The 26607-nt window shown below is 60.4% G+C and carries 23 protein-coding genes and 2 pseudogenes; 13 read left to right on the top strand and 12 right to left on the bottom strand.

Features of this window, described 5'->3' with window-relative positions; all coding sequences use genetic code 11:
• The first annotated feature begins 54 nt into the window (after positions 1-54).
• Entirely contained in the window at positions 55-729 is a 675-nt protein-coding gene (locus tag CKW15_RS15760) for a YciC family protein (RefSeq protein WP_095057223.1), read from the top strand.
• A gap of 66 nt (positions 730-795) precedes the next feature.
• Positions 796-1875: an endonuclease/exonuclease/phosphatase family protein gene (locus CKW15_RS15755; protein WP_095057224.1), complete on the top strand. Its 1080-nt coding sequence runs from the start codon at positions 796-798 to the stop codon at positions 1873-1875.
• 118 nt (positions 1876-1993) lie between these two features.
• Here CKW15_RS15755 and CKW15_RS15750 read toward each other — a convergent pair whose 3' ends face one another.
• From CKW15_RS15750 to CKW15_RS15730, 5 genes are all read right to left on the bottom strand, one after another.
• Complete coding sequence (locus CKW15_RS15750; RefSeq protein ID WP_095057225.1) at positions 1994-2827, bottom strand: ABC transporter ATP-binding protein; 834 nt, start codon at positions 2825-2827, stop codon at positions 1994-1996.
• Positions 2815-3618 carry an ABC transporter permease gene (locus CKW15_RS15745; protein WP_053162649.1) on the bottom strand — a complete coding sequence of 268 codons (804 nt, stop codon included), beginning with the start codon at positions 3616-3618 and terminating at the stop codon, positions 2815-2817. Before CKW15_RS15745 ends, CKW15_RS15750 begins: the two co-directional genes overlap by 13 nt.
• An 8-nt stretch (positions 3619-3626) precedes the next feature.
• Positions 3627-4613 carry an ABC transporter substrate-binding protein gene (locus tag CKW15_RS15740; protein ID WP_095152365.1) on the bottom strand — a complete coding sequence of 329 codons (987 nt, stop codon included), beginning with the start codon at positions 4611-4613 and terminating at the stop codon, positions 3627-3629.
• Positions 4614-5004: 391 nt separating this feature from the next.
• A complete protein-coding gene (locus CKW15_RS15735; RefSeq protein WP_095057227.1) occupies positions 5005-6375 on the bottom strand; it encodes an aspartate aminotransferase family protein in 1371 nt (456 codons plus the stop codon).
• Between the two features lie 21 nt (positions 6376-6396).
• A complete protein-coding gene (locus tag CKW15_RS15730) occupies positions 6397-7887 on the bottom strand; it encodes an aldehyde dehydrogenase (protein ID WP_095057228.1) in 1491 nt (496 codons plus the stop codon).
• 226 nt (positions 7888-8113) lie between these two features.
• Here CKW15_RS15730 and CKW15_RS15725 point away from each other — a divergent pair, with 226 nt between their 5' ends.
• Positions 8114-9043: a LysR family transcriptional regulator gene (locus CKW15_RS15725; RefSeq protein WP_095057229.1), complete on the top strand. Its 930-nt coding sequence runs from the start codon at positions 8114-8116 to the stop codon at positions 9041-9043.
• Positions 9044-9155: 112 nt separating this feature from the next.
• Here CKW15_RS15725 and hrpB read toward each other — a convergent pair whose 3' ends face one another.
• Positions 9156-11672, bottom strand: coding sequence for an ATP-dependent helicase HrpB (hrpB, locus tag CKW15_RS15720; protein ID WP_095057230.1), 2517 nt, complete (start codon positions 11670-11672; stop codon positions 9156-9158).
• Positions 11673-11781: 109 nt separating this feature from the next.
• On the opposite strand from hrpB, the gene CKW15_RS15715 reads away from it, so the two are divergent.
• Positions 11782-12201, top strand: a complete 420-nt coding sequence (locus CKW15_RS15715) for a polyribonucleotide nucleotidyltransferase (protein ID WP_095057231.1) — start codon at positions 11782-11784, stop codon at positions 12199-12201.
• Positions 12202-12242: 41 nt separating this feature from the next.
• Complete coding sequence (locus CKW15_RS15710; protein WP_095057232.1) at positions 12243-13139, top strand: cation diffusion facilitator family transporter; 897 nt, start codon at positions 12243-12245, stop codon at positions 13137-13139.
• On the opposite strand, the pseudogene CKW15_RS28775 reads toward CKW15_RS15710, so the two are convergent.
• Positions 13136-13332 (bottom strand): annotated as a pseudogene (locus CKW15_RS28775) (glycine zipper family protein); the annotation flags it as partial. The gene CKW15_RS15710 and the pseudogene CKW15_RS28775 sit on opposite strands and share 4 nt — an antisense overlap.
• A 120-nt stretch (positions 13333-13452) precedes the next feature.
• Between CKW15_RS28775 and CKW15_RS28375 the strand changes: the two are divergent.
• Positions 13453-13686, top strand: coding sequence for a hypothetical protein (locus CKW15_RS28375; RefSeq protein ID WP_060543287.1), 234 nt, complete (start codon positions 13453-13455; stop codon positions 13684-13686).
• A gap of 56 nt (positions 13687-13742) precedes the next feature.
• Positions 13743-14462 (top strand): peptidase E, encoded by a 720-nt coding sequence (locus CKW15_RS15695; protein ID WP_159953404.1) that lies wholly within the window; start codon positions 13743-13745, stop codon positions 14460-14462.
• 87 nt (positions 14463-14549) lie between these two features.
• On the opposite strand, the pseudogene CKW15_RS28770 reads toward CKW15_RS15695, so the two are convergent.
• Positions 14550-14840: pseudogene (locus CKW15_RS28770) on the bottom strand (hypothetical protein); the annotation flags it as partial.
• Between the two features lie 428 nt (positions 14841-15268).
• On the opposite strand from CKW15_RS28770, the gene CKW15_RS15685 reads away from it, so the two are divergent.
• Positions 15269-15748: an Lrp/AsnC family transcriptional regulator gene (locus CKW15_RS15685; RefSeq protein ID WP_007937367.1), complete on the top strand. Its 480-nt coding sequence runs from the start codon at positions 15269-15271 to the stop codon at positions 15746-15748.
• A 214-nt stretch (positions 15749-15962) separates the two neighbouring features.
• A complete protein-coding gene (locus tag CKW15_RS15680) occupies positions 15963-16172 on the top strand; it encodes a DUF2788 domain-containing protein (RefSeq protein WP_039594082.1) in 210 nt (69 codons plus the stop codon).
• Here CKW15_RS15680 and CKW15_RS15675 read toward each other — a convergent pair.
• The 4 genes from CKW15_RS15675 to CKW15_RS15660 form a co-directional block, all read right to left on the bottom strand.
• Complete coding sequence (locus tag CKW15_RS15675; RefSeq protein WP_095057233.1) at positions 16167-16802, bottom strand: pseudouridine synthase; 636 nt, start codon at positions 16800-16802, stop codon at positions 16167-16169. The genes CKW15_RS15680 and CKW15_RS15675 overlap by 6 nt on opposite strands.
• A 69-nt stretch (positions 16803-16871) precedes the next feature.
• Entirely contained in the window at positions 16872-18371 is a 1500-nt protein-coding gene (gene amn / locus CKW15_RS15670; protein WP_177408784.1) for an AMP nucleosidase, read from the bottom strand.
• 179 nt (positions 18372-18550) lie between these two features.
• Positions 18551-20200, bottom strand: a complete 1650-nt coding sequence (locus CKW15_RS15665; protein WP_095057234.1) for an acyl-CoA dehydrogenase family protein — start codon at positions 20198-20200, stop codon at positions 18551-18553.
• Positions 20201-20274: 74 nt separating this feature from the next.
• Positions 20275-22659 (bottom strand): hybrid sensor histidine kinase/response regulator, encoded by a 2385-nt coding sequence (locus CKW15_RS15660; RefSeq protein ID WP_095152364.1) that lies wholly within the window; start codon positions 22657-22659, stop codon positions 20275-20277.
• A gap of 374 nt (positions 22660-23033) precedes the next feature.
• Between CKW15_RS15660 and CKW15_RS15655 the strand changes: the two genes are divergently transcribed.
• From CKW15_RS15655 to CKW15_RS15640, 4 genes are all read left to right on the top strand, one after another.
• Positions 23034-23831 (top strand): hydroxymethylpyrimidine/phosphomethylpyrimidine kinase, encoded by a 798-nt coding sequence (locus CKW15_RS15655; RefSeq protein WP_057713171.1) that lies wholly within the window; start codon positions 23034-23036, stop codon positions 23829-23831.
• Positions 23832-23861: 30 nt separating this feature from the next.
• Positions 23862-24485 (top strand): thiamine phosphate synthase, encoded by a 624-nt coding sequence (gene thiE, locus CKW15_RS15650; RefSeq protein WP_095057236.1) that lies wholly within the window; start codon positions 23862-23864, stop codon positions 24483-24485.
• Between the two features lie 28 nt (positions 24486-24513).
• Entirely contained in the window at positions 24514-25797 is a 1284-nt protein-coding gene (hemL, locus tag CKW15_RS15645) for a glutamate-1-semialdehyde 2,1-aminomutase (protein ID WP_095057237.1), read from the top strand.
• Between the two features lie 224 nt (positions 25798-26021).
• Positions 26022-26576 (top strand): tetratricopeptide repeat protein, encoded by a 555-nt coding sequence (locus tag CKW15_RS15640; protein WP_095057238.1) that lies wholly within the window; start codon positions 26022-26024, stop codon positions 26574-26576.
• The last annotated feature ends 31 nt before the right edge of the window (positions 26577-26607 follow it).

Raw genomic sequence — 26607 nt, 5'->3', positions numbered from 1 at the left:
CCTGCACATCATCGGTTACAGTGTGCACCTGATTACAACCAGCGATACCGACTGATGAATCCGTTAGATGTACTGCGTGACTCCCTGTATTTCTTCAAGCGCAATCTGGGTCAGATCGTGCAGCTGTGCCTGCCGCTGGTGATCCTTGAAGCGTTGCTGCAACAGGTGGTTGATCATTCCACCGAGCCGGACAGTTTCCCCGGCATCAGCGTGATCGTCGGCCTGCTGGTGTACCCGTTGTACACCGCCGCACTGATCCTGTTTCTCGATGCCCGCAGCCGGGGCGAATCGCCGAGCAACCGCGAGCTGCTGTCGCGGTCCGCCTATCTGTGGCCACGCTTTGCCCTGCTGACGGCCCTCAACACCGTGTTGATTCTGCTGGGCCTGTCGCTGTATTTCCTGCCGGGCATCTACCTGATGGTGACCTTGGCATTCGGCGAATACCTGCTGGTCCTGCGGGGCCTGGCGCCACTGGCGGCGATGAAAGAAAGCCTGCGCATGACTAAAGGTCACTTCATGCGCATCCTGCTGTGCATCCTGTGTGTGATGGGGCCGCTGTGGCTGCTCAAAGGCCTGACGCTGGCGGCGTACCCGGAACCTCAAAACCCGGTGGTTTCCATACTGATCGACAGCGCCCACAGTTTCCTGCAGCTGTTCACCAGCGTGGTGCTGTTCCGACTGTTCATGCTGATCAGCCCACTGCCCGAGAACAATGACGCACCGCTCTGACCTTGGGCGCAGTCATCACTCTCGAGTATGCTCGGGAACAATTTTGTAACGCTAATAAGCCGAGCCATGACCCGTCTACTGCGCTACACCCTGCTGGGCCTGACGATGTTGATCGGTCTGATCGCACTGTCGATCTACAGCCTGACCTGGCGCCCCGAGGCCAAGGAAGTGCTGGCGGTCAATTGCAGCGACCAGGCACCGACGTTGGCGCCCGGCCAGGCGCTGAAGGTGATGACCTGGAACGTTCAGTACCTGGCCGGCAAGCGGTATGTGTTCTGGAATGACTTGGCCGCTGGCACCGACGACAGCCCTACGCCGGAAGACATGGCCTTCAGCCTCGACGAAGTGGCGCGGGTGATTCGAGACGAGCAACCGGACATAGTGCTGTTGCAGGAACTCGACAACGGCGCCAAGGCCAGCGGTTACCAGAACCAGCTGAAACTGTTACAGGAACGGGTCGCCGACTTGTATCCGTGCAGCACCAGCGCCTTCGACTGGAAGGCCGATTTCGTCCCCAACACGCATATCTTCGGCAGCGTTGGCCGGCAGTTGGCAACCCTGAGCCGCTTCCAGATCGAACATGCTGAACGGCTGCAATTGCCGGTCGCCTCGACCAACCCAATCAGCCACCAGTTCCAACCGAAAGACGCCTTGCTGGTGGCTTACTTGCCGTTGAGTGACGGCGGGCAAATAGCGGTTCTGAACACCCATCTGGAGCGCTCGGCCCAGGCCGACGATACGCTGCAAACCCAGGTGAGCGCCGTGGCCAAGGTGCTCGACAAGCTCGAAAGCCGTGGCACACCGTGGCTGATCGGCGGCGACTTCAATCTGTTGCCGCTGGGCCAATACCGACGCCTGCCCGACACGCAACGCACGCCCTACTCCGCCGACAGCGCCTTGCATGTGTTGTGGGACAAATACCCGATGATCCCGAACAACAACGAGGCCGGTGGCGTCGACCGCGAACGCTGGCTGACCCACTACCCGAATGATCCGAGACTGAACGGCCCGGACCGGACCGCCGACTACCTGTTCTACAGTCCGCGAATCAAACGGGTCGAAGCACAGGTCCGGCAGGACGATACGTTGCGCATCTCCGATCACCTGCCGGTGATTGCACGGTTCCTTCTACCGGCTGCGCCTTAACGCATAACCTGTATGAGCTGGCTTGCCAGCGATGACGTAGTGTCAGTCGACATCATCGTTGAATGATCAATCGCCATCGCTGGCAAGCCAGCTCCTACAGGGGATGTGCGTTGGCGGCTTAATGCACCTCCTCCAGATCATCATGCAGCAGGCCGAAAATCTCGCGCTTCATCTCGATGAAGGAGCGCTCCATGACCATGTCCAGATTGCGCGGACGCTCGATCGGCACGTCCAGAATCCGCTTGATCCGCCCAGGTCTGGCGCCCATGACGTAGACCCGGTCACCCAGCAGAATCGCCTCGTCGATGTCGTGGGTCACGAACAAAACCGTCTTCTTGCTGTTGCCCCAGACCCGCAACAACAGCTGCTGCATTTGCAGGCGGGTCTGGCTGTCGAGGGCGCCGAAGGGTTCGTCCATCAGCAGGATCTGCGGATCGTTCGCCAACGCCCGGGCTATCGCCACGCGCTGCATCATGCCGCCGGAAAGCTGCTTGGCGTAGTTGTCGGCAAAGCCGCTCAAACCCACCTCATTGACGTAGTAATCGACGATGTCCTTGCGTTGCGCCGCCGGCATGCCGCGACGTTTTAGGCCGAACTCGACGTTCTGCCGCACGGTCAACCATGGGAACAGCGTGTAGCTCTGGAACACCATCCCGCGATCCGCACCGGGGCCTTCGACCTGCTGACCGCCAACGTAGATCTCGCCTGATGTCGGTTCGGCCAGGCCAGCGGTGAGGTACAGCAAGCTCGACTTGCCGCAACCCGAAGGCCCCACCAGTACCGCAAATTGCTGGTCTGGTACTTCGAACGACACTTCCTCCAACGCGGTAAAAGTGCCGCCATCGGGTTTCTTGTAACGCAGGCTGACCTTGTCCACCTTCAGCCGCGGGGCATTTACCGGGGCAGCCTGAGGGGCGACAAAACGATGAGTGGCGGCGGTTACTGAGCCCATGCGGTGATCCTCAGGCGAAGGAAACGGAACAGTTGATCGGTGAACAGACCCAGCAGGCCGATGATCGCGATGGCGAGGAAAATCACATCCACCTGAAAACCACGCATGGCCTTGAGGCTCAGGTAACCCAGGCCACTGGAAGCGGCGACCAGTTCAGCCACCACCAGGTAAGTCCAGGCCCAGCCCATGGTCACACGCAGGGTGTCGAGCACACCTGGCAGGGAAGCCGGGGCAATCACGTGCAGCACCGCGTCACGACGGTTCGAACCGAGGGTGTAGGAAGCGTTGATCAAGTCCTTGGAGATACCTTTGGACACGTCCGCGATCATCACCAGTTGCTGGAAGAACACACCGAAAATAATCACCGACACCCGCTGCTCCAGACCGATGCCGATCCACAGGATGAACAGCGGCACGAACGAGGTCACCGGCAGGTAGCGAATGAAATTCACCAGCGGTTCAAGGAAGGCCTGGACGATGCGAAAGCTGCCCATCAGCAAGCCCAACGGCACCGCCACCAGAGACGACACAATGAAGCCGACCATCACCACTTCGACACTGGCCCACACATGCTGGCCAAGGGTGCCGTCGCGGCCTAACCGCACGGCGGCTTCGACCACCGCGCCCGGTGTCGGCAGGAACATGCCCGGCACCACGCCGCCGTAGGACAACCCGGCCCACAGGCCGACCAACAACACCCAGGCCAGGCCGCTCGCGCTCCAGATCACCGAGACCGGCAAACCGGTCTTGGGCGTGATGCAGCGGCTCAGCCATGAATTGCGCTTGAACATGCAGCCTCCTAGAGCGGGGTGACGAAACGGTTGTCGATCAGGTCGTCATTGCTGACGTTGTACGGTTTGCCTTGCAGCTCGCTGGCGGTCTCGTTGGCCAATTTGATCAGCGGTGCGCTGTCACCCGGCTTGCCCGGCGAGCCCAGCAGTTTTTCGCTCATCGCCTGATCGTAGAAACGTACGCCTTGGGCGGCGGCTTCCAGCTCTTTCGGATCGGACAGGTAACCGCCGACACCCTTGGCCATGATTTTGTAGGCTTCTTGCGGATGATCCTTGGTGTACTGCACGGCTTTGTACAAACCGGCCACCAGGGCCTTGACGTCTTCCGGCTGTTTTTCGATGATCGAGCAGTTCAGTGCCACCACGTCGACAATCACGCCTGGGGTACTGCTGCTGTCGATCAGCACCTTGCCTTGCTGCTTGTCGCGCACCATCGACAGGTGCGGTTCCCAGGTCACGGCGGCGGGTACGCGGCCGGCGATGAATGCGGTGGCCGCGTCGTCGGCCGTCATGTTCTGCACGGTGATGTCGCTCATGCTCATGCCGTGTTTCTTCAGCAGATAGGACAGCCAGAATTGCGAGGTCGAACCTTCGTTCACCGCAACGGACTTGCCCTTGAGTTCCTGCAGGCTCTTGACGTCCTTGCCCACCAGCACGCCGTCGCCACCATGGCTGTCATCCAGCGCGGCCACGGCCTTGAAGCAGAATTGCGGACGGTACTTGAGCACTTCGTCGATGGTCGACGCCGAGCCCGACAACTCGCCGGACGCTTGTGCGGCCATGTACATCGCCGCTTCCTCGACCACCGGCAACTCGACGGTCAAACCGTTTTCCTTGAAGTAGCCCAGGTCCCGGGCCAGGTACAAGGTGCCGTAGCCGACCCAGGTGGTATGACCGATAGACAAGGTGCCGGCCTGGACGCTGGTGGCGACCGTCGCGGCGATGGCGGTGACCGCCAGTGGATAAGTGATGCGTGTGAGCAAGGACTTGGTCATGGAGCACTCCCAAAGCTGTTGATTTAGTTTTGTCATGGGCAGTACGGCGAGCCCTGAATCGGCTGCGACCTGGGGTCTCTAAGGGACCCTTCGATGGGCAGCATTCGGTGGGCTGGCGAGATCGATGTTGGCCCATGGGAGGGCTTAGGAAAATGAGGAAATATGTGGATGTGGACGATGAAAAAACTGCTTAGCGCGCACCGGAAAAGAGCGCTGCGGGCGGGGATGCCCGAGGTGGGTGCAGAACCTGGAGAATGTGTTGAATGTGCAATAGCGATCGCCGGCAAGCCAGCTCCTACGGTTCTTTGTCGCACCCAAAAAACAGGGGCGACGCAAAACCTGTAGGAGCTGGCTTGCCGGCGATCAAGGTCCGAAGGACCTTCAGGCGATATCAGAGCCGGCCGTATTCCTGCGCCGTGCGATCCATCGCTTTCAGGGTCTTGCTGATCAGTTCGTCAATCTCTTCACGGCTGGCAATCAACGCCGGCGCCATGATCATCCGCCCCAACGTCGAACGAATGATCACACCCTCCTCGAAACCAATCGTGCGGCAGCGCCACGCAATGTCGTTCTCGTTGGCAAAGCGTTTGCGGCTGTCTTTGTCTTCGGCCAGTTGCAGTGCCGCGACCATGCCCGTGCCCTGGATATCACCCACCAACGGGTGCTTGCCGAACACTTCGCGCAGGCACTGTTGCAGGTAGGGGCCGATGTCGTCCTTGACCCGCGTCACCACGCCTTCATCACGCAAGGCCTTGAGGTTGGCAATCGCCACCGCCGCCGCCACCGGGTGTCCGGAATAGGTCAGGCCGTGGGCAAACACACCGCCCTGCTCCACCAGTACCGTGGCCATTTTCTTCGACAGGATCAAGCCACCCATGGGGATGTAGCCCGAGGTCAGACCCTTGGCGATGGACAGGGTGTCCGGCTCGAAACCGAAATACTCATGGGCGAACCATTCGCCGGTACGACCGAAGCCGCCGATCACTTCATCGGCACACAGCAGCACGTCGTACTTGCGGCAGATGCGTTGGATTTCCGGCCAGTAGCTTTCCGGCGGGAAGATCATCCCGCCAGCGCCCTGAAACGGCTCGGCGATGAAGCCAGCGACCTTGTCTGCGCCCAGTTCAAGAATCTTCGCTTCCAGTTGCTGTGCTGCGCGAAGGCCAAATTCGGCCGGCGTCAGGTTGCCTTCGTGGGCGAAGAAGTACGGCTCGTCGATGTGCTCGATATCCGGAATCATGCCGCCCATTTCGTGCATGAACTTCATGCCGCCCAGCGCCGTCGCGGCCAGGGTCGAACCGTGGTAACCGTTCCAGCGGCCGATCATGATTTTCTTCTCGGGCTTGCCGAGCACCTGCCAATAACGACGCACCGTACGGATCAACACCTCGTTGGCTTCGGAGCCGGAGTTGGTGTAGATCGCGTGGCTGTAGTGAGCTGGCAGCAGGCTGAACAGCAGCTCGGACAGCTCGATCACCTGCGGGTGGGTGGTGTGGAAAAACATGTTGTAGTACGGCAACTGCTCCAGTTGCTGGCTCGCCGCGAGGGCCAGGTCCTTGCGCCCGTAACCGAGGTTGGTGCACCACAGCCCGGACATGCCGTCGAGGTAACGCCGACCGTCGTTGTCCCACAGGTGCAGGCGTTCGCCACGGACCATCACCCGTGGCCCCTCGTCGTTGAGGGCTTTCTGATCGACGAACGCATGGATGTGGTGCGCAGCGTCGGCGGCCTGGTAGTCGCGGGTTTCACGTGGTGTGGTCATCGCCGGTTCTCCGTTTTGTTATCAGCGCAATTGAAACCAGGTGGTCTTCAACTGGGTGTATTTATCGAATGAGTGCAGCGACAGGTCGCGACCGAAACCGGACTGCTTGCCGCCGCCAAAAGGTACGGTCACGTCCAGCGCATCGACGCTGTTGACCGACACCGTGCCTGCTCGCAATTGTCGCGCCACCCGGTGGGCGCGGTTGAGGTCGTCGGTCCACAGCGAAGCCGCCAGACCGTAGACGCTGTCGTTGGCCAGTTGCAACGCGTGGGCCTCGTCGTCGAATGGCGTGATCGCCAATACCGGGCCAAACACTTCATCGCGAAACAACGGCATGTCCGGCGTCACGCCGGTAAAAATTGTCGGCTGAATGAAGTTGTCGGAGCCGTTGAAAATCGACTGCCGACCGCCACAGACTTTGGTCGCGCCTTGCTGTTCGGCCTGCTGGATGAACTTCATGATGCGCGCGGTCTGACGATTGTCGACGATGGCCCCGGCGGCGCTCGACGGGTCCAGCGGGTCGCCCGGCAGCCAGCGTTCGGCCTGGGCCTTGAGGCGCTCGACAAACTCGTCATGAATCGAACGCTGCACCAGCAACCGCGAATTCGCCGAGCACACTTCGCCCTGATTGAAGAAGATGCCGAACGCGGCTTTTTCGGCGGCTAGATCGAGGTCCTGGCAATCGGCGAACACCAGGTTCGCGCTCTTGCCGCCGCACTCCAGCCACACCTGCTTGAGGTTCGATTGCGCCGAGTACTGCATGAAATATTTGCCGACTTCAGTGGAGCCGGTGAACACCAGGCAGTCGACGTCCGGGTGCAGACCGAGGGCCTTGCCGGTTTGTTCGCCGAGACCCGGCAGCACGTTGAGCACTCCTGCTGGAATCCCCGCCTCTAGCGCCAGCTCAGCCAGGCGCAGAGCGGAAAACGGCGACTGCTCGGCAGGTTTGAGAATGACGGAGTTGCCAGCGGCCAGGGCCGGGGCAAGTTTCCAGGCGGCCATGTCCAGCGGAAAATTCCACGGCACCACGGCAGCCACTACGCCAAGGGCTTCGCGGGTGATGGTTGCCAGCACGTTGTGCGCACTGGGTGCGACCTGATCGTAGAGTTTGTCGAGGCTTTCGGCGTACCAGCGGAACACCCCGGCGGCACCCGGCACGTCGATGTTGTAGGCGTCCGTGACCGGTTTGCCCATGTTCAGCGAATCGAGCAGCGCCAGTTCTTCACGGTTTTCCAGGATCAAGTCGGCCAGGCGCAACAGCACTTGCTTGCGTTCGCTCGGTGACCGCGCAGCCCAGGTGCCGGCCTCGAAGACTTGCCGCGCATTGCGCACTGCCACATGCACATCTTCTTCGCCGCACGCGGCAACGTTGGCCAGGCATTGCCCGGTGGCAGGATTGATCGCGGCAAACGTCTGCCCCGACTGCGCCGGGAGGTGCTGACCGTCGATCACCGCCAGGTCGGGAAACCGCAGCGTAGCGGCCTTGCGTTGCCAATACTCAAGCTCGAACACGTTCAGATGCTCCGGTGGACATTCTTGTGTATTGGATAGTCGCTCAGGCCCAAGCGGTGGAAAACCAGTAAATATGTGTTCGCAGGCCAACAAAAAACTGCTTAGCCAATCTCCCCACTGGCGCAGCATGTGGTTATTGTTCAAACACAACAAATCGCCACCCGAGCGGATCGGGGTGGCGCGCAAATTGCCAGGATGACTGATCCGCTCTTCCCCGAGGTTTGCTGTGGCTGCCTACAATCTGCGTCAACTGAAATACTTCATCACCACCGTCGAGTGCGGCAGCGTCGCCGAGGCCTCGCGCAAGCTGTACATCGCCCAGCCATCGATCTCCACCGCCATTAAAGGGCTGGAAGACAGCTTCGGCGTGCAACTGCTGATTCGTCACCATGCACAGGGCGTGTCATTGACCCCCAGTGGTGCACGCTTCTACCGCAAGGCCCAGGAACTGCTGCGCATGGCCAAGGAGTTCGAACAGAACGCTTTGGCCGACAACGATGTGGTGTCCGGACAAATCGATATCGGCTGCTTCGAAACGGTCGCGCCGCTGTACCTGCCGCAATTGATTGCCGGGTTTTCGGCGTTGTACCCGGGGGTGGAAATCCGCATCCGCGACGGCGAGCAGCAAGAGCTGGTGCAAGGCCTGACGTCCGGCGCGTTCGATCTGGCGATCCTGTATGAGCACGATCTCGACGGCACCATCGAGACCGAACCATTGATGCCGGCACAACGGCCTTACGCGCTGCTACCGGCCGATCACCGCTTTGCCCAGCAGGCGCAGGTGTCGCTGCGGGATTTGTGCCTGGAACCGATGATTCTGCTGGACGTGCAACCGAGCCGGACCTACTTCGTCAGCCTGTTCGATGAGCTGGGCCTGACCCCACGCATCGCCTTTAGCTCGCCTTCCATTGAGATGGTGCGCGGCATGGTCGGCCAGGGATTCGGCTTCTCGATCCTGGTCACCAAGCCACACTCGGAGTGCACCTACGACGGGAAGAAAGTGGTGTGCGTGAACATTGCAGAAGAGGTCACCGGTTCAGGGCTGGTGGCGGCATGGCTCAAGCGCGGGCAACTGACCAAACCGGCGCAGTTGTTTGCCGATTATTGCCGCGAACAACTCACCGCCAAATCCGAAAGCTCACACCCTCCCCTGTAGGAGCTGGCTTGCCAGCGATGGCGTCATCCAGGCCGAAGCAAGTCTCAAGGGCCTCTTCGCCGGCAAGCCGGCTCCTACAAGGTATGCGCGCAGCGTGCTATCGGCGTTTGAATTATTTACGCGGTTTGATCCGCGCAGTGGCCTCAGCCACCAGTGGATCGTCCGGCCAATAATGCTTCGGATAACGCCCCTTCAAATCCTTCTTCACCTCGGAGTAGGTGCTGCGCCAGAAGTTCGCCAGATCCTGCGTCACCTGCACCGGTCGCCGTGCCGGGGACAACAGGTGCAGTTTCACCACTTGCCGGCCACCGGCGATGCGCGGGGTTTCGGCCAGGCCGAACAACTCCTGCAACCGCACTGCCAGAATCGGCGGTTGCTCGCTGTAGTCCAGCCGGATCGACGAGCCCGACGGCACGTTTAAATGGTGCGGCGCCAATTCGTCGAGGTGTTGCGGCAGCGGCCACGGCAGCAGGTTGCGCACGATGCTCGACAGGTCGAGATTGGCAAAATGACTGAGCCGCGAGACTTTGCCCAGATACGGCATCAACCAGTTTTCGAGACTCTTCAGCAACGCGGCATCACTGACATCCGGCCATTCGCTTTCGCCCTTGGCGGCCAGATCCAGTTGCCGCAACATCGCGACCCGCGCCTGCCACTGACGCAGCTCCGGCGTCCACGGCAAAAGCTCCAGACCTTTGCGTCGCACCAGATTGACCAGCGCCTGGTTGCGGGCGCTTTCGTCGAGGCCGGTCAGCGGTTCGCGGCTGAGGATCAGTTCGCCAACCTTGCGCTGACGTTCGGCGCGCAGCACGCCCTCGCGTTCGTCCCAATCCAGTTGATCGACGCAGCGAACCTGTTCGGCCAGCACTGAATCGAACAGCGCCGGATCGAAATCCGTCGCCAGATAAATCCGTTCTTCACGCTGCCCCTGACGACTGCCCAGATCGGCAATCACCAGCCACGGTTGTTTCATCAAACTGTCGGCTTCGGCGAACAACGCGGCGCGACCGTTGGCCAGGCGATACTCCGCGCCACCGGCCCGGCGCTGTTGGGCCACGCGGTCTGGATAGGCCAGCGCCAGCAATGCGCCGAGCCAGCGCGGATGATCCGGATCGCTGACCGGCTCCGAGGCTTTACCGCGCAGATAACCGCGATATTGTCGCGCCAGTTGCCGGGCTCGTTGTACCCCGCCCTGCGCACCGCGAGCGGCACGTTCTTCGCCAGACAACAGCGTCAACCGACTGTGCAGATCCGCCCCGGCGCCACGCAAAATATCGCGTTCGCCAAGCAGCGCCGCGACATCGCAAGCCATGTCCGCCAACCCCAGCGCCTGACCACGCAACAGCAAATGGGCGATGCGCGGATGCGCCGGCAGCTCGGCCATGGACTGACCGTGACGGGTCAGCGTTTCCCCCTCCAGCGCACCGAGGCGCTGCAGCAAATCCTGAGCCTGTGCATAAGCGGCCGCAGGCGGCACGTCGAGCCACACCAATTGCCCCGGTGTCACGCCCCAACGTCCCAGTTGCAAGGCCAGCCCCGCGAGGTCCGCCGAAAGAATCTCTGCACTGCCGTAAGCGGCCAGTTGCTCGTGCTGATCCTGCGACCACAAGCGATAACACACACCCGGCTCCAGTCGCCCGGCACGACCCGCGCGCTGGGTGGCACTGGCCTTGGAAATGCGCTGCGTGTCGAGGCGGGTCATGCCGCTGCCCGGATCGAAACGCGGCACCCGCGCCAGCCCGGCATCGATCACCACGCGCACGCCGTTGATGGTCAAACTGGTTTCGGCGATGTTGGTGGCCAGCACCACTTTGCGCTTGCCCGCGGGTGCCGGATCGATCGCCGCACGCTGCGCGGCCAGGTCCAGTTCACCGTGCAACGGGCAAAGTAAGACCTGAGTGTTTTCGCCCAACGCATCGGCCAGTTGTTGATGCACGCGCCGGATTTCAGCCTGCCCCGGCAGGAACACCAGCACGCTGCCGGTCTCGTCGTTCAAGGCTTCGAGGATGGTCTGCACCAGACGCGGCTCGATGAATTCACCGGACTGGAACGGCCGCCCCCAACGCATCGCCACCGGGTACATGCGCCCTTCGCTGCGCAGGATCGGCGCGTCGTCGAGCAACCCGGCGAGGCGCTCGCCTTCGAGCGTGGCCGACATCAAGAGGATTTTCAGCGGCTGGTCATCACGGAACAATTCCCGGCCATTGAGGCTCAGGGCCAGCGCCAGATCAGCGTCGAGGCTGCGCTCGTGGAATTCATCGAAGATCAGCAAGCCCACGCCATCCAGCGCCGGGTCATCCTGCAGGCGCCGGGTAAGGATGCCTTCGGTGACCACTTCGATGCGCGTGTTCGGGCCGACCTTGCTGTCGAGTCGAATGCGATAACCCACGGTTTCGCCGACCCTCTCGCCCAACTCGCTGGCCAGCCGTTCGGCCGCGGCGCGCGCAGCCAGGCGACGCGGTTCGAGCATCAGGATGGTCTGCCCGGCCAGCCAAGGCTCGTTCAGCAAGGCCAGCGGCACGCGGGTGGTTTTACCAGCGCCGGGCGGTGCTTCGAGCACGGCTTCGTGGCGTGCAGCGAGGGCTTCACGCAGGGCGGGTAAAACTTCATCAATCGGCAAAGAAATCATGCTGGCTCCCAAACAGAGGCGCGAGTATAACGGCGAACTGCAAGGCGTTCGTCAGGGTCTTAACTCTTACAGACGACGTTTCGTTTTGAGATTACCCAGGAGATTTCATATGCGTGCTCCCTTTCGCCTGATCGGCGGTGTTCTGGTCGCAACCTTGCTGACTCAAGTGACCGCTTGCGGTTCGATCTTCTACCCGGACCGACGTGGCCAGATCGACGGCAAGATCGACCCGGCCATTGCCGCGCTCGATGCCGTGGGCCTGCTGTTCTATATCATTCCCGGTTTGATCGCATTTGCCGTGGACTTCGCCACCGGGGCGATTTACTACGCGCCGGGAGAGACTGCGCAAGTTGCACCGGAAAAACTCAAGGAAGCCATCGGCGCCGACGGCAAAGTCGATAACCACAAATTGCAGACTATTCTGGAACGTGAACTGGGCCGCAGCTTCCCGCTGGACGATCCGCGTCTGATCCAGAGCAAGGGCAGCGCCCAGCAGCTGGCGATGCTCGGCCTGCAACCGTCCGCGTAACCCGTACGTGTGAAGGATCACTTTAAGGAAATGCTCCCCCTATGACCTCCAGCGCCGAACACGCCCGCCTGCTGCGGCTGGCCACCCGCGCCTCGGTGGCGGTGGCGTGCACCCTGATCGTCGCCAAAGCCATCGCCTGGTGGCTGAGCGGTTCGGTGAGCATGCTCGCCGGCCTCACCGACTCGACGCTCGACGGCGTCACGTCCTTGCTCAACCTGCTGGCGGTGCATTACGCCTTGCGCCCCGCCGACAATGATCATCGCTACGGGCACGGCAAGGCCGAGTCGTTGGCGGGCATGGCCCAGGCGCTGTTCATTGGTGGCAGTGCGGTGCTGATTGCATTGCAGGCCTACGAGCGGTTGAAACACCCCGAACCCGTGGGCGCGCCGTGGATCAGCATCGCGGTGATTGTGTTCTCGCTCGCGCTGACTGTGGTGTTGTTGATGTTTCAACATCGGGTGGTCAAGGCCACCGGCTCCAACGCGGTGCGCGCCGACTCCCTGCACTACCGCTCGGACCTGCTGCTCAACGGCAGCATTCTGATCGCGTTGGTGCTGGCCGGGTTTGGCCTGCATCAGGTCGACCCCTGGTTCGGTCTGGGAATCGCCGCCTACATTCTCTGGAGCGCGGTGCAGATCGCCCGGGAGAGTTTTGCAGTATTGATGGATGAAGAACTGCCGCCGGATGTCAGCCAGCACATGCTGGAACTGGCGTGCAGCGTGCCGGGCGTATTGGGTGCGCATGATCTGCGCACCCGAATCTCCGGCAACCAGTGGTTTGTGCAATTGCATCTGGAGTTGCCGGGAGAGCTGACGTTGTCAGTCGCCCACGGTATCAGCGACCAGGCCGCGGCAGCCATTCACAACGCCTACCCGCGAGCCGAAGTGCTGGTGCACGCCGATCCGAAGGAAGTGGTTAACGCCGCCAGGGCTGGCTAGTTCACCTGATAACCGCGACTGCTCAGGCAGTTGCCTTGGGCCTGCTGGTAGCCTTGCACCACGCAAGGGTCTGGCCGATAGGTCGCCGTCTGCGGGCAAATCCGCTCTGCTGCACCGCGTATAGGTAGCACTCGTAACCGTCCCGATTGACCTGCTCCGGCGACTGGCCGTTGGCCGGATACGCCATCACGTCGCACGTTAGTGACAAACCGCTGTATGCGGGAACGAATCTCGATATCATTCGCAATTAGGCAAGGTTGCCTCGCTGATGACGTGTCATTGACACGAAATACGCGCTATCAGGAGATAGAAGATGCATGTTAAATCGGTAACATTCGCTGCAACCCTCCTTCTTTCAGCCCACGCTGCTGCCATGGCAGAAAATCAGGCTTCGTTTGACAAAGATCTTGTAAAGGATCTGTCGCAAGTCTTGGTTACCAACCCTACCTCCAAAACAGCTCCCTTAGCCCAGCAACAAGCAGGGCATATGGTTGCTGTGACTACTTGCAAGCTGTTCATGAAGCCGCACCCGCTTGCTTGCAACTAAGTTTACTCCACTCGAGACCGGCAATCGCCGGTCTCTCCTTTGAACTAGGGGCGAGCGTGAAAATCATAACAATTGGGGGCGGTGAAATTTCACAGCTCGAAACTTTAGAACTGGATTCTTTTATCTGCAGTCAGACAGACAAACGCGAGCCGAAAGCCCTCTTTATCCCAACCGCAAGTGGCGACGCAGAGGGATACTGTAAAACTTTTCAGCATATCTATGGCAAGCAGCTTGGGTGCAAAGTTGATTTTCTCCTGACTACAAAATCAAACTTCTCTCAACAAGATGCGATACAAAAAATTCTAACTGCTGACCTTGTGTATGTGGGCGGCGGAAATACGCAAAAGATGCTCAAAATCTGGCGAGACTACGGAATCGATCTGGCCCTTCGCCAAGCAGGACAAAATGGCACAGTCCTGTCTGGCCTGAGTGCTGGAGCGATCTGCTGGTATGAAGCAGGGCTTAGCGACTCGGATCGGTTCTCAGCCGTTGAAGGTTCAAGCTGGAGCCTGAAGCGGCTTGAAGGGCTGGGTTTTCTGCCGGGCGTTTTCTGCCCTCACCTCGATAAAGAGCAGAGACATGAACCTCTGCTGAATCTTGTTGGCTCCTCCGGAGAAAGGGCCGTTGCTTGTGACAATGGCGCTGCGATCTTCTGGGAGAATGGTGTCGCTCGAGTCTTCACTTCTCTCCCTCGCGCATACGCTTACATCTACACCGAGCAGTCTGGTGAGGTGCGCGCTGATCGATTTGCCTCGGGTGAAAAACTGCCATTGTGATCCCTCAAGCCGTCCAAACGTAAAGGGTGACCGCATCCACCCTCCCCCGTCATGGCCGGGGAGGGGGTACCCGTTTTCTACCGAGGTGAGCGAGATTAGCGGGGCATCAAGCTGCTCCATTTTTTGATTGCTGGACTCAGCAGCCAATCCCACCGGCTCCCGCCCCAACGGCTTGTCCACACCACCGACGGCGTCCGCGCCAAACCCATGCACTCATTTACTGGGGCGTTTCGACATCTCCCCGACGCACCAACAACTCAAACACATCCCGCAGCCCCCCCCCATGACCAGATCATCCCGCAAAATCAGGCTCTGAACTTTCGACTAATAAGCCGATTCGAGGGAAAAGAGGGCGACGATTTCTAGATGCAATTCCATGAGTGAAAACCTTGATGAATGTCGTACTGACCGAGGAAGTGAAAATCAAAAAATCGCTGGCAAGCCAAGCCTTACCGGCCAGCGGTGGACGGGGTGGCTTATTTGCGCAAAGAAAAAGGGGAGACCCGTCGGCCTCCCCTTGAGAACTTCGTCCTGGCTCAACGCTTTTGACGTTGGCTCACCTCACGCCGTCTTCTGGACAGTGTGTAGCTCGGGGGCCAGCACATCCCCGGTGGGGGGTGGCGGCCGCAGCTGGCCTGATTCGGCGAGTTGCAGTGGACTGTTTGTCCGAGCAGTGATTCTGGTGATAAGAATAGGCCTGGAGCGCCGGCAGAGGATTGCGAAGATTGCTGATTTAAACATCACTTGCGCAATTTTTAACCCTGGATAGATAATCCACCGCAATAGTTACGACAAAGGACTGATTGATGAGCAAGCTCGACCGTTATGACCTGAGTATTTTGGCGGAATTGCAGCGTGACGCGCGCATCTCCAACCAGGAGCTGGCCGAGCGCATCGGCCTGTCGCCTTCGCCGTGCTCGCGACGGGTCAAGCAACTGGAGGACGACGGCTACATTTCCCGCCAGGTCGCCCTGCTCGACCGCAAAATGCTTGGTCTGAGCCTGACCGCCTACGTGCTGATCGGCATGGACCGTCACACGCCGGAGCGTTTCGAGAACTTCGAAGCGGCCATTCGCACCTTGCCGCAAGTGCTCGAATGCAGCCTGGTGACCGGGATGGACGCCGACTACCAGCTCAAGGTTGTGGTGCCGGACATGGATCACTATCAGAAGCTGCTGCTGGGACACCTGACCCGGATTGAAGGCGTGACCAGTGTGCGCTCGAGTTTTGTGCTCAATCAGGTATTGAACAGCACCGAACTGCCGTTGACTCATCTGCGCAGTTGAGGACGCTATCGCTGGCAAGCCAGCTCCTACAGGTTTTGAGTCGGTCACAATGTTGTGACCGGCGCTAGACCTTGTAGGAGCTGGCTTGCCGGCGATGGGGCCGGCACAGGCGACGAATGACTGCGACACACCGACGCAGGTCAATACTGCACGCTGCCTGCCGGGCGTATACTCCCCGCGCCCTTTTTAGCCGCGTGCGCGCTGGAGATGTTCGATGGATCCTGCAGTATTCGAAGAGTGGATGATGACCGGACTGGTCAGCATCCTGATCATTTTCATGGGTTTCATCGTCTGGGATCTGGCGAAGAAGTCCAAGGCCGGGCGCTTTGGCTCGTTCATTCTGTTCTTCGTGCTGGGCCTGGGCGTGGCAGCGTTCATCATCAAGAGCGTGGTGATCGGCCTGATCGAATCCGGCACGTTATAAGCGCGCCGGTACTTCCTTCCACTGGCCCTGATCGAGCCCTTCGATCGTCCAGTCGCCGATCCTGACCCGCACCAGGCGCAACGTCGGCAACCCGACCGCCGCCGTCATGCGCCGCACCTGCCGGTTACGCCCTTCGCGAATCACCAGTTCCAGCCAACTGGTTGGCACGCTTTTGCGGAACCGTACCGGCGGGTTGCGGGGCCACAATTCAGGCTCATCCAGTTGTCGCGCTTCGGCAGGTAACGTCATGCCGTCATTCAATTCGACCCCGTCACGCAAGCGCTGCAATTGCTCAGTGCTCGGCTCGCCTTCGACCTGAACCCAATAGGTCTTGGCGAGCTTGTGTTTCGGATCAGCGATGCGCGCCTGAAGCTGGCCGTCGTTGGTCAGCAACAACAAGCCTTCGCTGTCGCGGTCCAGACGCCCTGCCGGGTAGATCCCGGGAATGTCGATAAAGTCCTTGAGCGTCGCCCGCCCTTCGCCGTCGCTGAATTGCGTCAGCACATCGAACGGTTTGTTGAACAGGATCAGTTTCGGCTCGGCTGGCGGAGCCTTGGCGACACGGCGCGGGGCTGCAGCAGAAGGCTTCGCGCCAGGGCGGCGGGAAACGGGGCGTTGAGGACGGGACATGGCGAAGAGAACATCTAGCGATCAGGGCTGACAATGCTAGTGCCCCGACCGCTAAATGACCATCGCGAATCAGCGGAACGGCGGCTCGTCGAAGCTGCGCAGTTTGCGCGAGTGCAACGAGTTGAGCTCGGTGCGCAGCAAATCCACGGCGGCGATGCCGATCTTCAGGTGCTGGCTGACCGCACGCTCATAGAACGCGTTGGCCGAGCCCGGCAGCTTGATCTCGCTGTGCAAAGGCTTGTCCGACACGCACAGCAACGTGCCGTACGGCACCCGCAAACGATATCCCTGAGCAGCAATGGTCCCGCTTTCCATGTCCACCGCCACGGCGCGAGACAAGTTGATCAGCGGACGTTCCTGGGCCCAGCGCAGCTCCCAGTTGCGGTCGTCGTAAGTCAGCACGGTGCCGGTGCGCAGGCGTTTCTTCAGTTCATCACCCTTCTCCCCGGTGACATTGGCTGCCGCCTGCTGAAGCGCCATCTGCACTTCGGCCAGGGCCGGAATCGGAATGTTCGGCGGCACGACCCGGTCGAGAATCCCGTCACGACGCATGTAAGCGTGCGCCAGCACGTAGTCGCCAATGGTCTGCGACTGACGCAAGCCACCACAGTGGCCGATCATCAGCCAGCAGTGCGGACGCAGCACGGCCAGGTGATCGGTGATGTTCTTGGCGTTGGACGGGCCAACGCCGATGTTGACCAGGGTGACGCCATGACCGTCGCTCGCGATCAGGTGATAGGCCGGCATCTGGTAGCGGTGCCAGACCACGCCCGCGGCAATCGCCGACGCTTCGCCGTGATCCATGCTCTTTTCGATGATCACGTTGCCCGGCAGGACCATGCGCACAAAACGCGGGTCGCTGCGCAATTGTTCCAGGCCATGGACGATGAACTGGTCGACGTAGCGGTGATAGTTGGTCAGCAAAATCCACGGCTGCACATGACGCCAGTCGCTGCCGGTGTAATGCACCAGTCGGCGCAGTGAGAAATCCACCCGTGCTGCATCGAACAAGGCCAGCGGCAGCGGATCGGTGTTTTCCCAATCGTACAAGCCGTCGGCAATACCGTCGGTCGCTGCCGACAGGTCCGTGCTCGGGAACACCCGCGCCAGCACCGCAGCAGTCACACCGGAGCCAGCCAGCTCATCGCCCTGCTCAACCACGTACGGGTAAGGAATGTTCTGCTGGCTGACGCCGACTTCGACCGTCACGGTGAAGTCGTGCATCAACGGCACGAGTTGTTCCAACAGGTATTTACGGAATGCGGCGGGATGGGTGACGGTGACGCTGTAAGTGCCCGGCAACTGCACCTTGGCGTAAGCGCGGGTGGTCTGCGGGACTTCCCCCTGGCAGAGGTAGGTCAGGCGTAATTCGGGATAGCGGAACATCGAGCGCTGCTCGGCATCGGGCTCGACACGATCCTTGAGGTAACGCTTGAGCGCCTGGCTCAGCGCAACGGTTGCACGATTGTGCAAGTGAGCAAGCCGGTCCACGGCTTGCTCGGCGGTTTGAACGACAATAAAAGCTTCGGTCACGATCAGCATCCTGTGTTCTGACTTGCAGACCTTCATCTTGCCTGCATCGTCGCTTCACGGGAACAGTGGCGTATTGGCAATGCAGAAGAATTGCGGTGAATGCAAAACCCCTGTGGGAGCCAGCCTGCTGGCGATAGCGCAATTACATTCACCCTGTCTGTTGGCTGTGGCACCGTTATCGCCAGCAGGCTGGCTCCCACAGGTTTTTAAAGTGTTCAGAATCCTTGCGGGGTCGAGCGGGCGACAATCGCCTCCACATCCAGGCCGCGTGGCAAGGCGCCGTAAACCCGACCGTTCGAACCAAGGCGACTGGCAATAAACGCATCACTGACCACCGCATTCCCCGCCTCCAGCAACAGCTTGGCCTGCAACCCCAACGCAATGTCTTCGGTCAGTTGTCGCGCCCGGTACTGAATGTCACCGGTGTCTTTGAACGCCGCCTGCAATTGATGAATGTGCGCCGCCAGCCGTTTATCGCCATGGCCATCGCCCAATTCGCTGAACAGCACATCGAGAACGCCCGGTTCTTTGGACAGAGCACGCAGCACATCAAGGCACTGCACGTTGCCGGAGCCTTCCCACGTCGAGTTCACCGGCGCCTCGCGATAAAGACGCGGCAGGATGCTGTCTTCGACGTAACCGGCGCCCCCCATGCATTCGGCAGCCTCGTTGATCATCGCCGGTGCGCGTTTGCAGATCCAATACTTGCCCACTGCCGTGACCAGTCGCGCAAATTTGGCTTCATGGCTGTCATCCAGATGATCCAGCGCCTTGCCCATGCGCAGGCTCAACGCCAGAGCCGCTTCACTTTCCAGCGCCAGATCCGCCAGCACGTTTTGCATCAAGGGTTGTTCGCTGAGCAACTTGCCGCCCACCGAACGATGAGCGCAGTGGTGGCTGGCCTGGGTCAGCGCCTGGCGCATCAGTGAACTGGAACCGACCATGCAATCGAAGCGGGTCATGGCGACCATCTCGATGATCGTCGGAACGCCGCGCCCTTCTTCACCGACCATCCATGCCAGCGCCCCCCGGAACTCCACTTCGCTGGAAGCGTTGGAGCAATTGCCGAGTTTGTTTTTGAGGCGCTGAATGTAGAACTGATTGCGCGTGTCGTCCGGGCGATGGCGCGGCAGCAGGAAGCAGGTCAGGCCTTTGTCTGTCTGCGCCAGGGTCAGGAAGGCATCGCACATCGGCGCCGAACAGAACCATTTGTGCCCTAGCAGCTCGTAAGCCTGACCGGGACCGCTGGCGCCAACCGGATACGCCTTGGTGGTGTTGGCACGCACATCGGTGCCGCCCTGCTTCTCGGTCATCGCCATGCCGATGGTGACGCCAGCCTTGTGGGCCATACCAACGTTGCGCGGGTCATATTCAGTGGCGAGGATTTTCGGCAGCCATTGTTTCGCCAGATTCGGTTGCAGACGCAGCGCCGGGACACTGGCAAAGGTCATGGTCAGCGGGCAGCCACTGCCAGCTTCGGCCTGGCTGTGCAGATACGTCATGGCGGCGCGGGCGACATGGGCGCCGTCCTGCGGGTGCGCCCAGGGCAGCGAGGTCAAGCCGTGCTCGACCGCCGTGCGCATCAGTTCGTGATAGGCCGGATGAAATTCCACCAGGTCGATGCGATGACCAAACCGGTCATGACTGCTGAACACCGGCTTGTTCTGATTGGCCAGGAACCCCGCTTCCATCAGCGGCCCGCCGGCCAGTGCGCCGTAGGCGTCGATCCGCGATTCGGCCCAGCCGGCACCGAACCGCCGCGACCATTCCTGCAATGGCAAGTCGATGCGGTACAGGTTGGCGCCGTCCAGTGACGGCGGCTGGTTGGTGACTTCGTGGGTTTCGGCGAACTGATGCAGGTTCATGACAGGGCTCCTTTGGTCGGCCAAGGGACTTCAGTTAAGCACCGCCCCATGACCGAAAAAAGTGTCATATCCGCCTAACTGTCGGCACTTTCACCCTGTTGAATACAGAGGACCCGGCGATAGAGCGCTGCCTGCAAGTCTTCGAATTTCACCGGTTTGCTCAGGTAATCGATCAAAGCACCGGTCGGGCAACGTTCCCGGTCCATGCCGAGGGCGATCATGAACAGCGGCACTTCGGCATAACCCGACATGTCGCGAATCTGGCAGCAGAGTGACACCTCTTCCTGCGAGCGCTGCAGGTAATCGATCAACACCGCATCGAAACGTTCCTGCTGCAAATGCTCGAGCGCCATGGCGTCGCTGTCAGCCGTTCGCACACGAAAACCAAGCTTGAGCAACATGCCGCGCATCACCAGTTGAGTGATGCTGTTGTCGTCCACCAGCAGCACGGTGCAATCCTGGGGCAGGCGCAACGGTGGCAAATCCCGAGGCATCAAAGGCATCGCCGGCCGTTCCGCCATCGGCAGTTCAACCACAATATCGAGCTGGAAACGGCTGCCGTGACCGGGCTCGGAGCGGTGAGTCAGGCGCCCGCCGAGCAATTCCACCAGTTGTCGGCAGATCGCCAGGCCAACCCCCAGGCCACCGTATTCACGGGTCATCGAGCCGTCGAGCTGGAAGAACCGTTGGTACATCGTCGCCTCTCCCAGATCGGTGAAGCCGATGCCCGTATCAATCACGGCAAAGCTCAGCGCCAGACGATCGAACTCGGCCGCCTTGCCGGTCACCCGCAACGCCAGGCCACCGACACGGGTGAACTTGATGGCGTTGTCCAACAGGCATTCCAGGCATTGCGCAATCTTGACGCTGTCCCCCTGCATACGATCCGGCAAACCCGTCGCAACGTCGACCTTGAAGTCCAGAGACTTGGCCGACGCATTGCCTTCGAACTGCACACGCAACGCTTCGACCATTGCGCGCAAACTGAAGGTACCCGCCGAGGCCTTGAGCTTGCCGGCCTGCAATTCGGTCAGGGTGAGGATGCCGTTGACCATGCGCATCATGTCCCGCGCCGAGCCTGCGGCCGTTTGCTGATACTGCTCCAGCTCCGGGTCCATCTCGACGGTTTGCATCAGTTCCAGCGAACCGATCACGCCGTTCATCGGCGTACGCAATTCATGGGTCAGGGTGGCGAGGAATTCGTCCTTGAGCTTGTTGCTGTGCGCCAGTTGCTGGTTCAGCACTTCGAGTTTTTGACTGGCATCGAACAGGGTTTGCGCCTGTTGCTCACGCATGGCGTTGATTCGGTCAGCCAGCGCCAGCGACAGCAACGCCACTTCGATCGCCGAACCGATCTGGCTGGAATACATGGTCAGGAACACATTCGGCAGGTAACCCAGCACCATCAGCGTGTTAACGATGCCGCCCAGCAGAAACGCCGACCAGGCAATGATGAAGTACCGCGCCACCCGCAAGCCGCGCAGCCAGGCAAATATCCCGGCGGCAAAAATCACCACGGTGAAGGTCAGCGCCAGCGCCGTCGCCAGACGCAAGGCCAAGGCGTAACTGGTCATCAATGACAGCCCGACCACCAATGCACTGAAAGCCACCAACGCCAACAGCGAACGGTCGAACCAGCGGCTGTGCGTGGCCATCTGCAAAAAGCTGCGGGCAAACTGACTGCCGAACAGCCCTGCGCAGCCAATGAAAAATGGTGTCGCGGCGTTGGCCCACCAAGGATTGTCTGGCCAGAAATATTGCACCGCAGCCCCGTTCACCGACAGCTGATACAAGCCGAACGAAGCGATGTAGAAAATGTAATAAAGGTAACTGGTGTCGCGAACGCTGAGGTAGATGAACAGGTTGTAGACCAGCATCCCCAGCAACACGCCGTAAATCAGCCCCAGCACGTACAGCCGAACAGGTTGCTCTTCGAGGTAGGTCGTGCTCGACCACAACGTCACCGGCGCCTGGATCGAACCTTCACTCTGCAAGCGCAGGTAAAGGGTTTGCGCCTGTTCAGGCTTGAACGTCAGATCGAACAGATAGTTGTTCTGGCGAATTTCGCGGCTGGCGAACGGCAAGGCGTCGCCGGTCTGCCGGGCCAATTGGTAGTTGCCGTCGGCATCAGGCAAATAGAGATCAAGGTGATCGAGGGGCGGATAGGCCAGTTCCAGCAGCCAGGTGCGCTGTGCCGTCGGGTTGGACGGACGGTAATGCAGGTCGATTTTCAGCCAGAACACCGAACGTGAATACCCGGCATTGAGCGTGTCTTTATTGTGCGGTTTGAAGTTGCCCGCCGCCGCTTGCGCGCGAATATCCGCGATGGACGCCTGACCTGCCGCGTCTTCAAACACTTGCAGGGTTCGGCCCAAGGGAAGGCTCTGGGTGAACTCGTCGAACTCGACGGCGTTTGCCAAAAGGGGCAAACAAAAAAGCAACATCAGCAAATAGCGCATTTAAGCCCCAGCGTGGCCTGTCCGGTCCTGTCAGGAAGCCCCCCCATTCCTTTTGAGCAGACGTAAAACCGGTATCACCTGTTATTGGTTTGGATCCACTCTAGCATAGCCGTTGGTGGCCTTTAAACACCATTGAAATATTTAAAGAAAAGGCTCTAGAACGGGCTTTACAGCAGTGCCAGCAGTGACACGACGACCTCTGTGGCGATGGAGCTTGCTCTCGCTCGGCGGCGAAGCAGTCGTAGAGGCCGGTTACGCGGTATGGCTTTAAAAAGAACAGGGGCCACTTCCCTGCCCAACGGGAGCAAGCTCCCTCGCCACAATGGGATGTCGCTGCACCCGAAAAAGAATGTTTGGTGGTAAGCTCGCGCACCATGAATATCTACAGCTCTCGCCCCGTTGTCCTCTGTCTCTCCGGCCACGACCCAAGTGGTGGCGCCGGCTTGCAGGCAGATATCGAAGCCCTGCTCGCTCAGGGTTGCCATGCGGCTCCGGCCGTCACCGCCCTGACCGTGCAAGACACCGTCAATGTCACTGACTTCCGCGTCCTCGACCGTGAGTGGGTACTGGCCCAGGCCAATGCCGTACTCAACGACTCCGAAGTCGCCGCCGTCAAACTGGGCATGCTCGGTTCGCTGGAGATGGTCGACACTGTCGTCGAACTGCTTTCAGCGCACCCGCATCTGCCGGTGGTCTGCGACCCGGTGCTGCGCGCCGGTGGCGGCGGGCGCCTGGGCAAGGACGAAGTCGGCTACGCCATGCGCGAACGCCTGCTGCCCCTGTCGATCATTGCGACGCCTAACCTTCCTGAAGCCCGCATCCTCGCCGAGCTGCCCGAAGGCACCGCGGACGAGTGCGCTGAAAAACTCCTGCCGTTCGTCAAACACCTGCTGATCACCGGCGGTCATGGCGATGAAACCGAAATCCACAATCGCCTGTACAGCCGCGATGGCCTACGCGAAACCTTTACCTGCCAGCGTCTGCCCGGCAGCTATCACGGTTCCGGTTGCACCCTGGCCAGCGCACTGGCCGGTCGTCTGGCGCAAGGCGAAAACCTCGCCAGTGCCGTACAGACCGCGCTTAACTACACGTGGCGCACCCTGCGTGACGCCGAGCAGTTGGGCAAAGGCCAGTTCGTGCCGCGTCGCTTGCCACTGGATTTCTGTTCGTAACTTCTATTTGTATGCGGTGAGGCTTGTCCGATGAAACTACGTGGCCTGTACGCCATTACCGACAGCAATCTGCTGGACGGTAAGTTGCTCAAGTACGTGGAGGCGGCGCTGGAAGGCGGCGTCACCTTGCTGCAATACCGCGACAAGAGCAGCGACGAGGCCCGCCGTCTGCGTGAGGCCGAAGCATTGCGCGAGCTGTGCGAACGGTACAAGACGCAGTTGATCATCAACGACGACGCCGAGTTGGCGGCGCGCCTGAACGTGGGCGTGCACCTGGGCCAGACCGACGGCCCGCTGACCCCGGCCCGGGCATTGCTCGGCTCCAGGGCCATCATTGGCTCGACCTGCCACGCGCAACTTGAACTGGCCGAACAAGCTGCCAAGGAAGGCGCCAGCTATGTCGCCTTCGGCCGCTTCTTCAATTCGAACACCAAGCCCGGTGCACCGACCTGCAGCCTCGACCTGCTCGACCAGGCCCGCAAGCAGCTGCACCTGCCGATCTGCGCGATCGGCGGCATCACCCTGGATAACGCCGCCCCACTGGTGGCCCATGGCGTCGATCTGCTGGCGGTGGTGCATGGCCTGTTCGGCGCCGAGAGCACGGCTGAAGTGACCCGCCGCGCCCGCGCCTTCAACGAATTGTTTTCTATTTAAGCTTTAAATCTGATTTGAGAGCCCGATCATGTCTCGTTCCGAAACCCTGTTTGCCAATGCCCAGAAACACATTCCCGGTGGCGTGAACTCGCCGGTTCGCGCGTTCAAGAGCGTCGGCGGCACGCCGCTGTTCTTCAAGCACGCCGAAGGCGCCTACGTCACCGACGAAGACGACAAGCGCTATGTGGATTACGTCGGTTCATGGGGCCCGATGATCCTCGGCCACAGCCATCCGGACGTGCTGGACGCGGTGCGCAAACAACTGGAACACGGCCTGTCCTACGGCGCCCCGACCGAGATGGAAACCCAGATGGCCGATCTGGTTTGCTCCCTCGTGCCGTCGATGGAAATGGTGCGCATGGTCAGCTCCGGCACCGAAGCGACCATGAGTGCCATTCGCCTGGCCCGTGGTTTCACCGGTCGCGACAGCATCATCAAGTTTGAAGGCTGCTACCACGGTCATTCCGACAGCCTGCTGGTCAAGGCCGGTTCCGGCGCCCTGACCCAAGGCGTGCCGAGCTCTGCCGGTGTGCCGGCGGCGTTTGCCAAACACACCCTGACCCTGCCGTTCAACGACATCGATGCCGTTGAAGCCATGCTCGCCGAAGTGGGCCAGGAAGTAGCCTGCATCATTGTCGAGCCCGTGGCCGGCAATATGAACTGCGTACCACCTGCACCGGGCTTCCTCGAAGGCCTGCGGACCCTGTGCGACAAGCACGGTGTGGTATTGATTTTCGACGAAGTGATGACCGGTTTCCGTGTTGCCCTCGGCGGTGCTCAGGCTCACTACGGCGTAACGCCGGACCTGACCACCTTCGGCAAGATCATCGGTGGCGGCATGCCGGTCGGCTGCTTCGGTGGCAAGCGCGAAATCATGCAGCGTATCGCCCCGCTGGGCCCGGTCTACCAGGCCGGTACGTTGTCGGGTAACCCGCTGGCGATGGCCGCCGGCCTCACCACCCTGCGCCTGATCAGCCGCCCGGGCTTCCACGCCGAGCTGACCGACTACACCACCCGCCTGCTCGACGGCCTGCAACAGCGTGCCGATGCGGCCGGCATTCCGTTCGTGACGACCCAGGCCGGCGGCATGTTCGGTCTGTATTTCAGCGGCGCTGACGATATCGTCACCTTCGAAGACGTGATGGCCAGCGACGCCGCTCTGTTCGGGCGCTTCTTCCACCTGATGCTGGAAGGTGGCGTGTACCTGGCACCGAGCGCATTCGAAGCCGGTTTCACCTCGATCGCCCATGGCGAAGCCGAATTGAAACTGACCCTGGATGCCGCCGAACGCGCGTTTGCTGCACTGAAGTAAGGCTGAATCACTGACGCTGGTCATTACCAGCGTCAGCTTTCACCGACATTCCTGCACTTTGTCCTGCTCATCTGCTAATAATCTGCCGCAAAGCGGGTGAAATAATTCCCGCGTAGCAGAAAAACGAGTAAAGACTTTGTAAGGTTGGTCCTGCTTATTTCATAATGCGCGCTTATTGGATCCCTCGATGGGTCCGCGCGCCCTTCAGAGGTAAGTCGATTCCCATGAACCGCACCGGCCGCGCCCTTTCACTGGGCTGCCTGTTGCTCCTTCAGCCCCTGCTCGCGCTCGCACAAGCAGGCGGCAACTCGTTGTTAATCCCAGCGATGGGTCGCTGCACCCTCAATACTCAGCCGCAAGACCTGGCACAGGCCCTCGCCGCCTGCCAGAAAGCGTCGGAAGATGGGGATGCCCAAGCGCAATACGAGTTGGGTGAGTTCTACTACGATGGCAAAAACACGCCACGCGACCTCGATCAAGCCCTGAGCTATTTCGAAAAAGCCTCGCTGCAAGGCCATGCCCAGGCGCAATTCAAACTCGGCAGCATGTTCTTCCATGGCGAAGGCGTACCGGCCAATAACATCCAGGCGTACATCCTGCTGAAAATGGCGGCCGTCAATGGCGCCGAAGAAGCATTGGATACTGCCGACGAAGTCACTGAAAAGATGCCCCGCGAAGAACTCGAAGTCGCCACCCAGGTGCTCGGGCAAATATTCCGTAAATATTTGATGGAATTGCAGAGCGCTGACGGGCGCTCGCCGTTTTCGCCACTGCCCTGAGCACTGCTGACTGCGAGGTGGCTTGTTGTGG

The sequence above is a fragment of the Pseudomonas sp. Irchel s3b5 genome, assembly GCF_900187435.1.
Lineage (GTDB): Bacteria > Pseudomonadota > Gammaproteobacteria > Pseudomonadales > Pseudomonadaceae > Aquipseudomonas.
Note: the sequence above shows the minus strand (reverse complement) of the source record. Positions and strands in the feature narration are given on the sequence as shown.